Source organism: Rhizobium sp. T1470, from assembly GCF_042140505.1.
GTDB classification, from domain to species: Bacteria; Pseudomonadota; Alphaproteobacteria; order Rhizobiales; family Rhizobiaceae; genus Rhizobium; species Rhizobium favelukesii.
In genome coordinates this window covers 2,492,201-2,506,254 of record NZ_CP148091.1, presented here as the reverse complement: position 1 = coordinate 2,506,254, position 14,054 = coordinate 2,492,201, and the positions used below count along the sequence as shown (strand labels likewise).

The window sequence follows — 14,054 nt, the reverse complement described above, 5'->3', positions numbered from 1 at the left end:
TTGCCTAGGGCCTCTTAGCCCAATCGTCCTGCGGCATGAGCAAGCATCGTGTAGACCTTGCCCGTATCCGAGGTCAGATAGGACTGGGTGATCGTCTTGTCGCGATCGCCGCGGGAAACATCGGCAAGCAGCTTCTCAAAATCGGCGATGTAACGATCGACAGCGGTGCGGAACTCCGGCTCTCGATCGTACTTGCGCTTGATCTCGTCGAAAGTCTGCTGGCCCTTCAGCGTGTAGAGGCGGCGCGTAAACACGTCCCGCTCGCCACGCTGATAGCGACGCCACAGATCGACCGACGCGTCGTGATCGATCGCACGGGCGATATCGACGGAAAGCGAGTTCAGGGACTCGACGACATGGCGCGGGTTGCGGCTATCGGCTGTGCGGGCCGGCGCTGCTGCGGTAGCCTCAGCGCGGGGGGGCGGTTGCCGGGCCGGAGCTTCCTCGGCGGCCTCGTCGCGCGATGCGCCACGCAGGAGGTCGCTGATCCAGCCACCGGTTGCCGGCGAGGCCGGAGCCGAGGCCGCAACGGGTGTGCGCTGCGGCGTCGCGGCGGCAGGCGTCGGTGGCGTCAGCGAACCGCGCAGGCCGAAGCTTTCGATCGGCGAGGGGGTCACTGCCGGTGCCTGGGTCGGCGCTGCGGGCGGGGCAGGCTGCGGCGCCTGCTGGGTAACGGCTGGCTGGGCCGGACGCGGCGCCGGCTGTGGCTGAGCAATAGCCCGCGGCGCCGGCTCGGAAATTTCCAGTTGCTGCGTTGAACGGCCAACGATGTGCGAGATGTCCTGCAGCGCTTTGATCTGCTCGGCGACGGCGCGCCGCATGGCAGCGGCGCTTTCCTTTGCTTCTTCCGGAAGATCGAATGCACCCCGCTTCAGCTCACTGCGGGTCATATCGAGTTCCTTGCGGATGTCGCCAGCGGAGCGGCGGATCTCCTCGGTCGCACCAGAGAATCGGGATACCGCCTCCTCGACTGCCTCGCGAAGCGACTCGCGCATGGTCTGGGCAGCGCCGTCGGATGCGCGACCTGCCTCGCCGAGCATACGCTCGACTTCCGACAGCGACGCTGTCAGGCCACCGCGCAACCGGTTGGAGAGCTCGCCGGAGCGACGCTCGGCGTTGCCGAAGGCACCGTCGATTGTCGCGTTGGCGTCTTCTCCGGCCTTGACGAGCGCGGCGCGCATGGTCGCTGCTGCTTCCTCTGCACGCTTTTCGGTTTCGGAGAGAACGCGGCCGATGTCGGAGAAGGAGGACTGTACGCTCTCGCGCAGCGTACCGCTGACCTGGTTCGATCGCTGCTCGGCGCGGTCGAAGGCGGATTCGACCATACCGCCCAGGGAACGCATGGTCTTCTCGATTTCCTCCGAGCGCTGGACGAGTCCAACGGAGAGGTTTTGCAGTGCCGTTTCGCGATCCTCGAGCGTCGAAACCAGGTTCGATTGGGCCGCTGCGAGCAGACCGGATGCCTGGCCGAGCACCTTCGAATGCTCATCGAACCGACCGATGATGCCGCCGACCTGGGCAAGCGTCTGACCTGAAATATCGGACAGGCGATCGACCTTGCCTTCGAGCAGGCGGGTCGATGCGGAAACCATCTCGGCGGCCTTCGATGCGGATTCGGTAAAACGCGACGTCGTATCGCCGAGGCGGCCATCCACTGCCGCTAGATTTTCGGCTGCACTGCTCATCATCTGACCCATGGCGGAGCTGTTGTCCGACAGGCGCTCGATCAGCTTGTTGACGTTGGCAAGGAGGCTGTTCTCCATTGCGTCGACGGCCGAGGAAGCGCTCTCGGTGCGTGCGGCGATCGCAGTGATCAGAGCCTCGTTCTCGCTGCGTAGACGCTCGGTGCTGCGCTCGGTCGCCGCCGTGATGCGTGCCGCGGCTTCTTTGCCTGCGTCGGCATAACGATCGATCAGCGGTCGTGCCGTCTCGTCGAGAATGCGCGCCAGTTCCGTGGAGCGGCCGGAAAGCATCGAGTTGAGTTCGCGGGTCCGGTCATCGAGTGTCGTACGGATGGCGCTGCCGCGCGCATCGAGTGCCTTTTCGACATCGGTCAGCGTCGAGTCGATTTCGCGCGTGCGGTCCTCGAGGCTTGAACGGATTGCATTGCCGCGAGCTTCCAGAGCACGTTCGACCTCTGCCATGGTAGAGGTGATTTCCTGGCTTGCATCAGAAATCGTCGTGCGGATGCCCGCGCCGTGGTTTTCGAAGGTCGCCTGGGCGTCGCCAAGCGCGCGGGAAATGGCGCCAACCTGGCCGCTGACCAGGGTCTCCGCTTCCGCAACCTTGTTGATGATCGCGTTGCCTGCTTCCGAGAAGGTCTGAGCGACGGCCGCTGCCTGGCCGGCCAAACGGTTCTGGGCTTCAGAGACCCGGCCGACGATCCGTTCGGACCGTTCTTCGATTGCGCGGCTGAACTCGTTGCTCTTGGCCTCGAGGCCCTCCGCAAACTGCTGGCCGGTACGGCCGAGGCTTTCGGCCGCACGGGCGGCTTCGTCGTCCATGCCCTGTGTCGTCTCGGCGACGGCGCTGCGCAGCGAAGCGGCGAGGCCGGCAGCCTTGCCCTCGATCGTGCGATTGACGGCATCGAGACCGACCGTCAGAGCCCGGTCCATCGTCGACAGGCGCTCCTCAATGCGGGCACTGCCACGCTCCATCGCCTCGTCGATGCTCGCCGTGCGGGTGTCGATGCCGGAGGTCAGATTGGCCGTGCGGCCATCAATCGTCTCCACGAACTTTACGGCGCTGTCGTCGAGCGCTGCCGCAATGCGGCCCGTTGCCTCTTCACCAAGGACGCCAATGCGCGAAATACCGTCCGCCAATGTGTCGGAAAGCCGGCCGCCAGCGGCGTCGACCTGCTCGGCTACGCCGCCGACGCCGTCACGAATGCGGTTTTCGAGGGCGGCAAGGCCGGCCTCGACACGCGACCCGGTTTCAGCAAAGCGACCGGTCATGCCTTCGATCGACTGGTCGAGCTGCGAGGAGAAGGTTTCTGCCGAGCGCGAGATCTCGCCTGCTGCCTCCTGGAAGCGGCCGGCAATATGGCCGGTGCTGTCGCGCAGGCGATCTTCCAGGGCCCGGCCACTGTTGTCGATCGTCTGGCGAAGCGAGACCTCATGGTCTTCCAGCGACATTTCCAGCATGCCGACACTGGTGGCGATCGATGCTCCGATCGTCGTCGCCTGGTCAGAGAGGGTGTCACTGATACGGCTGTGAGCGTCGGTGAGCGCGAGGTTGATGGACTGTTCGCGATCGGCCAAGGTCGAGCGGATACGTTCGTGTGCCGAGTCCAGACCACTTTCGATGCGCGTGGCTGCATTGCCGGTCAGAGCCTCGAAGCGATCGTGTGCCGCGGCAAGGCCGCCTTCGATGCGGGATGCAGCATCGCCGTGCAGTGTCTCCAGTCGCTGATGCGCATTGCTCAGGCTGTATTCGATGCGGGCAGCGGCGTTGCCGGTCAGCGAATCAATGCGGTCTCCACCGCTCGAGAGCGTGCCAGCAAGCGTCGATGCATGATCGTTCAGCGAACGCTCGAGGCGTTCCTGGTTCTCCGTGTAGGCGCTGCGAATTGCATCCGACTTGTCGACGAAAGCGCCGGCAACGCGGGATTCGGCGCCGGCCACCGTGTCGAGCAAGGCATTGGTGCGCGCTTCCAGGGCATTGTCAAAGCGGCTCTGGCTTTCGCCGAAGGAGATAGCGAGCGCCATCGCTTTTTCGTCGAGCGTATCCGAAAGACGGTCCTGGACCGTCGCAATCGAGTTGGCAATGGTATCGACGCGCCGGGCAAGCGCGTCTTCAATGCGGCTATGGCCCTCGTTCAACGATGCGGCGAGTGCCATGACGCGGTCGTCGAGCGCCTCGGTGATCCGGTCATGTCCGCCGGCAAGTGAGTTGCCGATCGTTTCGGCGTGGTGGCCGAGCGTGTCTTCAAGACGGCTCTGGCTTTCGTTCAGGGAAATGGCAAGCGCCATTGCCCGGTCGTCGAGAGCCTCCGTGAGCTTCTCGTGGCCGCCGACAATCTGCTTCGCGATCGTCTCGGTATGGTGGCCGAGGGTGTCGGCAAGCCGCGTCTGGCCTTCATTGAGGGAGATGGCCAAGGCCATCGTTTTGTCGTCCAGCACTTCGCTAAGCTTTTCGTGGCTGCCGGCCAGTTGGTTTGCGACGGCATCGACGTGAAGGCCAAGCGTATCGGCCAGGCGGGACTGCCCTTCGTTGAGGGAGATGGCGAGTGCCATCGCCTTGTCATCAAGAGTGTCGGCAAGCTTTTCGTGGCCGCTGGCGATCGAAGCGGCAATCGCTTCGGCACGCTTGGCGATCGTATCCTCAAAGCGGTTCTGGCTTTCGTCCAGCGAGATAGCGAGCGTCATGGCCTTGTCGTCAAGCGTGTCGGCAAGGCGCTCGTGGCTGCCTGAGACGGCGCTGATGATTGCATCGGAGCGGCTTGCAAGCGTACTCTCGAAACGGTCCTGGGTGTCTGCGAGGGCAGCACTCAGCGCACCGCCGCGATCGGCCATCACTCCGTCGATCCGCTCATGCGCGGAGTCAAGCGCCTGGGTGATATCGGCTGCGCGCCTGGAGATCATCGTATTCAGTTCGTCGGCACGGCCAAAGGCCGAGGTAATCTGCTCGGTTCCCGCGGAGACGGCGGAGCTCAGATCGGAAGTCGTGGACAGCAACGTGTCGCGGAATTCCGTCGCGCGTGCGGCGAGATTGTTGTGGAGTTCCGACGTGCCCGATGCGAGCGCCAGGGAGATTTCGGAGGTGGCGTGGCTCAGCGCCGACGTCATACCCGTCGTATGCGTATGGATGGCCTCAGTGACTTCGGAAACCTTGCCCGCCAGCGAGCTTTCCATGACTTCCTGGCTGGTGGCGAGGGCCGTGGCCAGCGCGAAGGACTGGTCGGTGAGCGACGCGCCAAGGCGCTCGATGCTCGAGCTCAGGATGCCGTTCAGCGAGTCCGAACCGCCGGTCATCGTGTCGTTGATGCGGTTGAGGCTCTCCATCAGCTTGGTGTCGAGCGAGCCGGCGCGCTTGTCGAAGGCATCGGTGAATTCCGCGACGCGCTCATCGAACGAGGTAGAGAGCTGCGCGACGGTTGCCTGCAGCCTTTCGTCGAAGAAGCCGGAGCGCAGATCGAGATCCATAATGGTGTCGTCGACGCTCGACTGCAGGCTCTGGCGGAAGCTCGAGCCCTTCTCGTCGAGCGCGCTGTTGAGCTTGGAGAGGACGTCATCCAGCGTGGTGCTGATGGTGCGTTCGCCACCGGTCAGGCTCTCGTTGATCTCGCGGGTGCGGGCGATCAGGATCTCGTTCAGCTGACGGGCACGGTCGTTCAGCGCGGCGTTGAGCTTCTCGGCGTTGCTGTCCATCGTCGATGCACGCGTCTCGAACTGCCGCAGGATCTGATCTCCGTGCCCGCTCAGGCTCGACGTGAGGGAATCCAGCCGTGTGTCGAATTCGTTGGTGAGTGCGAATCCTGAGGACGTCAGCGTCTGCAGCAGAGAATCCGTCTTTGCCGCAAGAAGCGTGCCCAGCGACTGGATCGCCGACTCCGACTTCTCGGTGATGGCCGCGGCGCGCGTGTCGATCATCGAGGCGAAGGCTTCGCCCGAGGTTGCTAGGCGTACGGCGATCTCTTCCGTGGCAAGCGACAGGTCTTCCTTGAGCTGGTCGTGTACGCCGGCAATCGACGTGCGGATACGCTCGGCGTGATTGACGATCGCTTCGCGCTCAGAGCCGAGCTCGTGGACGAGACCACGCACGCGCAATTCATTGTCGGCGTAGCTGCGCTCGAGTGCATTGACCTCGGAATGGACGAGGGTTTCCAATTCCGAAGCGCGTGCAATGGTCCGCTCAATGCCTTCATTCATCGCCGAGACTTCGCGGCGAACCGCCTGGCCAACGGTCATGATGCGTTCGGAAGCAACGGTCTCAGGCTCGGAGAGGCGAAGTGCCACTTCGGCCATGGAGCGCGCCGCGTTTCGCATGTCCTGGGCACGCGCCATCATGACTGCGAAGGCGTAGAACAGCAGCACCGGCACGATGATGCCGATGAAGCCGGCGATGACGCCCGGCAGTGCCAAAAGATCGGCGATGGAGCGGATCTGCCAGATCTGCGGCGAATAAAGCAGGGCCATGAGGCCAAGGCCGGCGACAATCCAGAGAAGCGACACGATGGTTGCATTGCGGATGGCCGAGCGGCTGGAACCGTTCTCCAGGGATTTCAGGAGCGAAGCCGGCGATATGCGGTTGGCGTCGTTGGCGGCGAAGGACGGGGCGCGCGACGGCTGCTCGGGCTGGCGAGGTGTGTTGGCGGCGCGGGCGCGCTTGGCGTCGGTCTGGCTCTGTTGATTGCGGACACTTGGTGTTTCTGACAATTTGGCCTCCGAGGCGTCGGTCTTGCCGTTCAGCGTATCGTCTTCTCCGAAGTCGATCTGGAGCGCTTCGTCCAATGCCTTGAACGCCTTGTCCTCGATCGACTCGTTGTACTTGTTGTTCGCCATTTAAGTTACGCCTCGTTACATCCCAGCCGGTTCAACAACGCATCCGGACTTCCCGCCGAGCCCGAACAAAACCTTGCCTCTGAGCCCGCCCGTCCAAGTCACCGAGGACGGATAAGCATATCATTTCAGAGTGGATAGCTGCTTTTTCATACAGACGGTATCAAAACATTACCATTATCCACTTGGCGAGCAAAGGCAGGTGCCAGAGAGCTCGCCCAGTAGTATCGTAGTGACACATCCGGGACTGCTAGACAATTAACGCAACCGGTCAAATCCCCTAATATTAATGTCTTGTTAACACCATTTAACAAAAGCGCCCCTTTAAAAACCAACGAGTTAGGGGCGTTTAACGGACGTTAACCATAACCTGAAAAATCCGCCCTGAATGTGCCGAAATTTAACGTGATGGCGACGCCGCGCCCGCAGCATGAACGAACGGCGGGATAGACGACGGGAGAATTGGCACATGGCAGCAGTCAGTATTGCGTTTGCGGCACCCGATAATTGCAAAGGCCCACGTCCTTCGCAGGAGCGTCCGGTGGATCTGGTGCATCTGGCAAACCAGACAATGGGCGACAAGAGCCTGGAAATCGAAGTTCTGCAGATGTTTGCGCGGCAGGCGCGGGCTTGCCTGCAGGAAATATCGTCCGGCGACGAGAAGATCATCGAGACCGCGGCACACCGCCTCAAGGGCGCCGCCGGCGCCGTGGGTGCGTTCCGCGTTCATGCCGCCGCTGAAGCGCTCGAGGGCAATTGCGGCGACGCTGCCAGTATGGCGGCAGTCGGCATTGCGGTGATCGAAGCCGAGAACTTTATCCTCAAGCTTTGCCGCTGAGCCGCAGGTCAGATACGAGACCCGCTGATCCGTTTCGGGGCAGCGGGTCTTTTTGTGACTGTCGGCTTGTGACTGTCGGCATGGCGCATTTTGACAAGCGCGCCGCTTCCCGATCTGGAATGAAAGGCATCGAGCGGTCGGTGTTGACTGCCTCGACGATTTGTTGGAAGAAAAATCCAGACCCTCCCATTGACGACTACCGGAAATCATCATGCCCAAACTGACCATTGTCGCCTTCGACGGCACGCGCTTCGATCTTGATGTCGATCAGGGATCGACCGTTATGGAAAATGCCGTGCGCAATTCGGTGCCGGGCATCGAGGCTGAATGCGGTGGCGCCTGTGCCTGCGCGACCTGTCATGTCTACGTCGACGACGAGTGGACAGAACGCGTCGGTCCGCCTGAAGCGATGGAAGAAGACATGCTCGATTTCGCGTTTGACGTGCGTCCGACGTCGCGCCTATCCTGTCAGATCAGAATGAAGGCAGCCCTGGATGGGCTTACAGTCCACGTGCCCGAGCGGCAGGCCTGATCCACTGCATTCCCCAAAAAAAAGCCTCGCTGGCCGCTAGACGAGCGAGGCGAGGTAGGCGCATTACCTACGGACGAGGGAGGATCATCCGCGGCTTCGCAACGCGCCAGGAGAACCCAGGAGCGAAAGTTCGGGCTTACGGACCTGAACTTTCGAATGTTTGAATATTACCGCGTTGCGGTTGATTTAGGTAGACTGAGAAATAACCACTAAATCACTGGGGCGACTGCAGTTTCACACAAGTTTTGTTACGCGGCTAAACTTCTGTGATCGCCTTGAGCTTGAGAATCAGCTATCTTGCGCCGCCGGATATTCTGATCCGATTGTTCAGAAGTCTCATCATTCGACTCTGAAAATTGACGGCTTCGATTCGGTCGAATCGTGCCTGCAGCCGGTCGTGTTCCTCGATGCCGCGGGTCGAAACGTCGGTCACTAATTCCTGCATGCGCTCGCAACCGGGCTGCGGAGGAAGCGCGAGGATCTGCCTTTCCATTGCGCGTGCCTGGTTTCGCGCAATCTCGGCATGACGTTCTTCGTGCCGCTTGATGTCGCTCGAGAGTGCATCCCATATCATCGACAGCTGCTTGCTGGCGCCTTTGCGGTTGGTCCAGCGGGGCAGGATGATCTGCGTGTGGACGGTGACCTTGGCGCTGGCGACCCGGCATCTTCCTCCCGCCTGGACATAGGTGGCGTCGCCGCCGAAGCGGATCTTGGTCGCACCCGGATGGCGAGCCGACGAACCGCTTGCGGTCGGCCCGTTGGTGCTCAGTTGCTGATCGAGTTGGTCCGCGGTTTTACCCTTGATCGCAAAATAGGAGTAGCTTCGCGTCGCGATCACGGTAGCAGCGGCTGGACTGCACGCTGCTACCGCGATGGAAAAGCCGAGGAGGAGAGGCATATAACGCGATACGGAAAGCATTCTGCAGATACTCATGTTGAAGTTTGCCGGAGCTTGGGGCATAGCCACGACCAGCGCAATATCGCTAGCGTTTTTTTCGATCGATAGGATGAATACCGTTGGCACGGCTTGGGAGCAGTTTCTGGCGCGTCGGGCATGGTCGTGAGATCGGACTGGGCGCGCGTGCCGTGATCATGGCGATCGTCAACGTGACGCCGGATTCCTTCTCGGACGGTGGGCGATACGAGACCGTCGATGCGGCCGTGACGCATGCCCTCCAAGCTGCCAGCGAGGGCGCTGGGATCATCGATATCGGTGGCGAATCGACACGTCCCGATGCGGATGTCGTCAGCCCTTCCGAAGAGCAGGCACGAGTGTTGCCGGTGATCGAGGCACTGCGCGGCAAGACCGATGCGCTGATCTCGATTGATACCTATCGAGCTGAGACCGCACGGCTTGCCGTCGGCGCAGGGGCGCATATTGTCAACGACGTATTCGGGCTGCAGAAGGAACGCGAGATCGGGAAGATCGTTGCCGATACCGGCGCAGGCCTGTGCCTGATGCATACGGGCCGCGATCGGGAGAAGCTTCCGGATGTGATCGCCGACCAGTTTTTCTTCCTCGAACGCTCGCTAGAAATCGCTTCGGCCGCAGGTGTTTCGAGGGATCGCATCGTGCTCGACCCGGGCTTCGGCTTTGCCAAGGATACGGAAGAAAATGTGGAGCTGATGGCGCGTTTCGGCGAGTTGCACCGCTTGGGATTGCCGCTGCTTGCCGGCACTTCGCGCAAACGTTTCGTCGGCGCCATCACAGGCAGGCAAGCCGCCGAGCGGGATGCGGGAACGGCAGCGACTAGCGTGTTGCTGCGTCTGGCCGGGGCTAGCATTTTTCGCGTACACGATGTCGCAATCAACAGGGATGCTTTGGCAATCGCCGATGCTATGCTCGCGGCGAGCCATAGCTGCGAGCAAGGAAATTTGGCATGAGCACTACGTACACTATTACGCTTCAGAACTGCGCCTTCTTTGCCCGCCATGGCGTCCATGACGAAGAGGAGTTCCTCGGCCAACGTTTCTTTGTGGATGCCGAGCTCGACGTCGTCGCAGGCGATGCCCTGGAGAGCGATTCCATCAATGACACGGTCAACTATGGCATTGCCTTCACCGTGATCGAGGAGATCGTCACGGGTAAGCGTCGCTATCTGATCGAGGCGCTTGCGCTTGATATCGCCAAGGGGCTCAGTTCGAAATTTCCGCAGATCAAGCGTGCAAAAATCACAGTCCGCAAGCCGAACGCACCGGTACCGGGCGTTCTCGATTTCGTTCAGGTGAGCGTCGAACACTTTGCCTGAGGCCATTTTCCAAACGGCAACGCTCGGCCTTGGCGGCAATCTCGGCAAGCCTACTCATGCAATGGCCGTCGCTCTCAGAGCGCTTGACCAGCGACCCGACTGCCGGGTGGTAGCGGTATCGCGGCTCTATCGCACGCCGCCCTGGGGCAAGACCGACCAATCCTATTTCTTCAACGCTTGCGCTGCCGTCGAGACGACGCTTGGCCCGGAGGCGCTTCTCGATGTCTGCCTGGATATCGAACGGGGAATGAAACGAGAGCGTATCGAGCGCTGGGGGCCGAGGACGCTGGACATCGATATTCTGACCTATGCCGATGTCGTTCAATCCGCGCCACGGCTGGAGCTTCCGCACCCGCGCATGAAGGATCGCGGCTTCGTGCTGATGCCACTTGCCGACTTTGCTCCGGAGCTGCTTGTCCACGGGGCACCCGTTCGCGAATGGTTGGCGAAGGCCGATGTGCAGGGGATCGAAGTGGCCGATCACAGCAGCAACTGGTGGCATACGGCCTGAACTAGAAAAGCGGCGGAGAGTCCGCCGCTTCAAAAGGCGCGGACCAAAAACCTATTCGACAGAACCGACGGTGATTTCGTCGACTTGGCGCGTGAGCGTCAGGCCGATAACAGGGATCATCTGGCTTTCGACCTTGACCGAAACGGTAACGTTCATGGTTTTGTCGTCGCGGACGCGGGCAATCATGGCGCCGTTAAGCTTGGAACGGTTGAGGCCGACGACCACGGTATCCTGGGTAACGGCACCCGATATAACGTCGAGTCCCTTGCCATCGGCGCCATCAAGGAATTTGCCCTTGTAGGAATTGCCAGACTGGGTGATGAGCGCGGTCATCGGCTGCTTGAAGACGCCGACCCTGCAGCTTCCGTCAAGCTTGATGCCAGTGCCGCCAGCGCTCACCGGTTCGCCGACGAGATTGCAGGTGAATTTCGTGCCTTTGTACTTGCCGGCAACGATCTCGCCGGGGCCTCTCCAGGCGCCGGCAACGGACTCGAAGAAGGCTTTGTCACGTGTTGCCGCTGTTGCCGACGGAGCCATGTCGGCGACTGGTGACAACGCCACCGCAGCCAGTCCGAAAAGAAGAAGAAACTTGCGTGAATACATGGATTTTCCCTAGCGACACCATCGCTTAACTGGACCCAAGTTTTGCCGAAAAATGGTTAACGGTTGGTTTCCTGTGAGCCTGAAAGCGCTGAACAACAGCGCGTTCCGCAGCCGCCGTACGCCGATACCGGAGCGCTAGCGCCTTGAATTCATGGCAAGTATTTTCGCGTGTCGTTTAGCGCGTGGCAAGCACGACAAAGCTGTCAATTTTCAGGAATTCTTATCACGCGATGTCATGGATGGCGTGAGATCCCCAATGAAGTCGCCGATTCCCGGCCGTTTCAGGGCATGGAACGAAAGGGGACGGCAAAGGTCCATGGCGGCGATTCCGATGCGGGCGGTCATCAGGCCGTTGATGACGCCTTCGCCGAGGCGTGCCGACAGCTTCGACGCCAGCCCATGGCCAAGCACCTGCTGCACGAGGCTATCGCCGACCGCGATCGAGCCGGTCACGGCAAGATGCGCCAGAACGTCTCGCATGAGCCTGATCATGCCGAGCGTTCCCGGCCGCCCTCCGTAGAGATCCGCCATAGCCCGGACGAGTCGGGCGGCCTCATAAAGCACGTAGAGCAAGTCGACGATGGCACGCGGGCTGACGGCGGTGACGATGGAGACTCGCTTCGAGGCATTGACGATCAAGGCCCGCGCCTGCCGGTCGAGGGGCGCCAGAAGCTCGCGTTCTGCGAGGGCGATGAGATGCGGCGCGTCGATGATATCGCCCTCTGTCGCTTTCAGCGCGGCGCGGCCCTTGGCCGTCTCGGGCTTGCCGGAGAGCAGAGTTTCCAGCCGCTTGACCAGCGCGCGCGCCTTCGCCGGCTTCGTCTCCACCATGGCGGCCTCGGCTTCGCTCTTGATCGCCTGCACGGCCGTTAGCCGCATCATTCCGGCTGTCTCACGGATAACGATGGTGATCACCGCCAGGATGCCGATTGCGAGTGCCGCAAGCGCTGTATAGCCCAGCCAATCTGCGCGACTGAAGAGATTGCGGATAAGGCTGTCAGTCCAAAGGCCGAAGGCAAGCGAAAAGAGAACGCCGAATGCGGCCGCTGCGATTTTCGCAAACGAGGTGCCGCGATTGCGCGGGACCGCGACCGGAATTGGAGGGACATCCTTCTCGGGATTGAGGAAAGGATCATCCTCGTCAGCGGTCAACACGATATCGTCTGTAAAGCTACCCGGTCTTCGCTGGCCACGGTTGGTTTCGGTCGTCGGCCGAGCCGGTGCGTCCTCCTCATAGGAAAAGGCAGCCGGCGCGCGGTGTGCGGGATGTTCGGATGGTGGCTTGATCATGCGAGGCGATCTCCGAAGAGAAACTGCATTGCACGGTCGAGGCGAATATGCGGGACAGAAAGCTTTATGCCGCCGCCTGTCTCTTCAAGGTGCGGCGGGCGAAAGCGTACGACACTGACATCGGGCAGGGCGACGTCACGGTCTCCAGATTCTATGCGCTCGAACAGGCTCTCCGGATCTTCCGGCAGGTCGCCGGGAAATATCGCCGTCTTCTTGAGGCCGTCAAAGCATTCTGCGCCGATGGTTTCACCCTCCATCGGTGTTCCAACAATAACCGGAAGCTCATGGCCATCGCGTTTCACGGTCGCTTCGCGCGTGGCCCGGACCGAGGCAAGTGCCATGACGTCAATGCCTGCGCCTGCCATACCAATGCGATGCACGGCACGATCGACCAGGCGGCGGGTGAGGGCGTCGAGCCGGTCATGGCTTTCATGGTGCAGGTGGTCGGCCTTCGTTGCCGCGACGAGTACGCGATCGATACGGCGGCCAAGCAATGACGACAGCCAGGAATTCGTACCCGGACGAAAGCACGCCAGAACGTCGGTCAGGGCGCGTTCGAGGTCCTGAACTGCCTCCGGGCCACGGTTGATGGCCTGCAGCGCATCGACGAGCACAATCTGTCTGTCGAGGCGGGCGAAATGTTCGCGAAAGAAAGGCTTCACCACGACCGATTTATAGGCTTCGTAGCGCCGCTCCATCATCGCCCAAAGCGATCCTTTTTGCGGTTTGGCTTCCGGTGGAGGCGTGAGCGGCGCAAAGGTAAGTGCGGGCGAGCCATCAAGATCGCCGGGCAGCAGAAAGCGGCCAGGCGGAAGCGTGGAGAGCGAGCGTTCGTCGGCTTTGCAGGCCTTGAGGTAATCGGCAAAAGACGTGGCGAGGTCGCGGGCGCGCATTTCGTCTGCTGAAGCGTTAACGTCGGTGGCGTGGGTGAGGGCCAGCCAATCGCGCGAGAGTTCTGCACGAATGCCCGTTCCCGCCAAGGCGATCGTTTCCTCGCTGAACGCGCGGTAGTCCTTTCCGAGCAAAGGCAAGTCCAGAAGCCATTCGCCCGGATAATCGACGATATCGATCGACAGCCGACCCGGCGAGAAAAGACGGTTCCAGGCGCTGGCACTTTGATATTCGAGCGTGATGCGCAATTCGGATATCGCCCGGGTGGAATCGGGCCATACGCGATCCTTCACGAGAGAGCGGATATGATCTTCGTATTGGAAGCGCGGCACGGCATCGTCCGGTTGGTGCTCAAGCCGCACCGCCGAGACACGACCGGACTGCACAGGCTCGAAGAGCGGCAGGCGGCCGCCGTGCAGAAGATTGTGGACCAGAGAGGAAATAAAGACCGTCTTTCCGGAACGCGAGAGGCCGGTGACGCCAAGGCGCACAGTGGGATTGATCAGGCCCGATGCCCGGTCCGCAAGATTGTCCAGGGCGATGCGCGCGTCATCGGAGAAGGAGGTCAGGCTGGGCGGCAAGGCGGAATTCCGGTTCTAGTCGTGACAAGCCATATAGGAACCGCAGGTCGATGCGAAAA

General features: G+C 61.4%; 10 protein-coding genes. 5 read left to right on the top strand and 5 right to left on the bottom strand.

Annotated elements, in window-relative coordinates:
* Positions 1-14 precede the first annotated feature (14 nt).
* Positions 15-6,503, bottom strand: a complete 6,489-nt coding sequence (locus WGT02_RS12665) for a hypothetical protein (RefSeq protein ID WP_208250311.1) — start codon at positions 6,501-6,503, stop codon at positions 15-17.
* Positions 6,504-6,969: 466 nt separating this feature from the next.
* On the opposite strand from WGT02_RS12665, the gene WGT02_RS12660 reads away from it, so the two are divergent.
* Positions 6,970-7,338, top strand: a complete 369-nt coding sequence (locus tag WGT02_RS12660) for an Hpt domain-containing protein (protein ID WP_024312781.1) — start codon at positions 6,970-6,972, stop codon at positions 7,336-7,338.
* A 211-nt stretch (positions 7,339-7,549) separates the two neighbouring features.
* A complete protein-coding gene (locus tag WGT02_RS12655) occupies positions 7,550-7,870 on the top strand; it encodes a 2Fe-2S iron-sulfur cluster-binding protein (protein ID WP_024312780.1) in 321 nt (106 codons plus the stop codon).
* 292 nt (positions 7,871-8,162) lie between these two features.
* Here WGT02_RS12655 and WGT02_RS12650 read toward each other — a convergent pair whose 3' ends face one another.
* Positions 8,163-8,789 carry a DUF922 domain-containing Zn-dependent protease gene (locus tag WGT02_RS12650; RefSeq protein ID WP_024312779.1) on the bottom strand — a complete coding sequence of 209 codons (627 nt, stop codon included), beginning with the start codon at positions 8,787-8,789 and terminating at the stop codon, positions 8,163-8,165.
* Between the two features lie 98 nt (positions 8,790-8,887).
* On the opposite strand from WGT02_RS12650, the gene folP reads away from it, so the two are divergent.
* The 3 genes from folP to folK are packed head-to-tail and all read left to right on the top strand — an operon-like array spanning position 8,888 to position 10,630.
* Positions 8,888-9,754: a dihydropteroate synthase gene (gene folP, locus WGT02_RS12645; protein WP_024312778.1), complete on the top strand. Its 867-nt coding sequence runs from the start codon at positions 8,888-8,890 to the stop codon at positions 9,752-9,754.
* Positions 9,751-10,119, top strand: coding sequence for a dihydroneopterin aldolase (gene folB / locus WGT02_RS12640; RefSeq protein ID WP_024312777.1), 369 nt, complete (start codon positions 9,751-9,753; stop codon positions 10,117-10,119). Before folP ends, folB begins: the two co-directional genes overlap by 4 nt.
* Positions 10,112-10,630, top strand: coding sequence for a 2-amino-4-hydroxy-6-hydroxymethyldihydropteridine diphosphokinase (gene folK, locus WGT02_RS12635; protein WP_024312776.1), 519 nt, complete (start codon positions 10,112-10,114; stop codon positions 10,628-10,630). Before folB ends, folK begins: the two co-directional genes overlap by 8 nt.
* Positions 10,631-10,681: 51 nt before the next feature.
* Here the strand turns inward: folK and WGT02_RS12630 are convergent, their stop codons facing one another.
* The 3 genes from WGT02_RS12630 to WGT02_RS12620 all read right to left on the bottom strand — a co-directional run bounded on the left by WGT02_RS12630 (position 10,682) and on the right by WGT02_RS12620 (position 13,995).
* Positions 10,682-11,233, bottom strand: a complete 552-nt coding sequence (locus WGT02_RS12630; RefSeq protein WP_024312775.1) for a hypothetical protein — start codon at positions 11,231-11,233, stop codon at positions 10,682-10,684.
* A gap of 210 nt (positions 11,234-11,443) precedes the next feature.
* The gene (locus WGT02_RS12625) at positions 11,444-12,523 is read right to left on the bottom strand and encodes a YcjF family protein (protein WP_024312774.1); all 1,080 of its coding nucleotides are present in this window, start codon (positions 12,521-12,523) and stop codon (positions 11,444-11,446) included.
* Entirely contained in the window at positions 12,520-13,995 is a 1,476-nt protein-coding gene (locus tag WGT02_RS12620; RefSeq protein WP_208250312.1) for a YcjX family protein, read from the bottom strand. Before WGT02_RS12620 ends, WGT02_RS12625 begins: the two co-directional genes overlap by 4 nt.
* Positions 13,996-14,054: the final 59 nt, after the last annotated feature.

Excerpts from the sequence above, each read along its gene's own strand:
- WGT02_RS12665 (WP_208250311.1), bottom strand. The coding sequence starts at position 6,503 with ATGGCGAACAACAAGTACAACGAGTCGATCGAGGACAAGGCGTTCAAG.
- WGT02_RS12660 (WP_024312781.1), top strand. The coding sequence starts at position 6,970 with ATGGCAGCAGTCAGTATTGCGTTTGCGGCACCCGATAATTGCAAAGGC.
- WGT02_RS12655 (WP_024312780.1), top strand. The coding sequence starts at position 7,550 with ATGCCCAAACTGACCATTGTCGCCTTCGACGGCACGCGCTTCGATCTT.
- WGT02_RS12650 (WP_024312779.1), bottom strand. The coding sequence starts at position 8,789 with ATGCTTTCCGTATCGCGTTATATGCCTCTCCTCCTCGGCTTTTCCATC.
- folB (WP_024312777.1), top strand. The coding sequence starts at position 9,751 with ATGAGCACTACGTACACTATTACGCTTCAGAACTGCGCCTTCTTTGCC.
- WGT02_RS12630 (WP_024312775.1), bottom strand. The coding sequence starts at position 11,233 with ATGTATTCACGCAAGTTTCTTCTTCTTTTCGGACTGGCTGCGGTGGCG.
- WGT02_RS12625 (WP_024312774.1), bottom strand. The coding sequence starts at position 12,523 with ATGATCAAGCCACCATCCGAACATCCCGCACACCGCGCGCCGGCTGCC.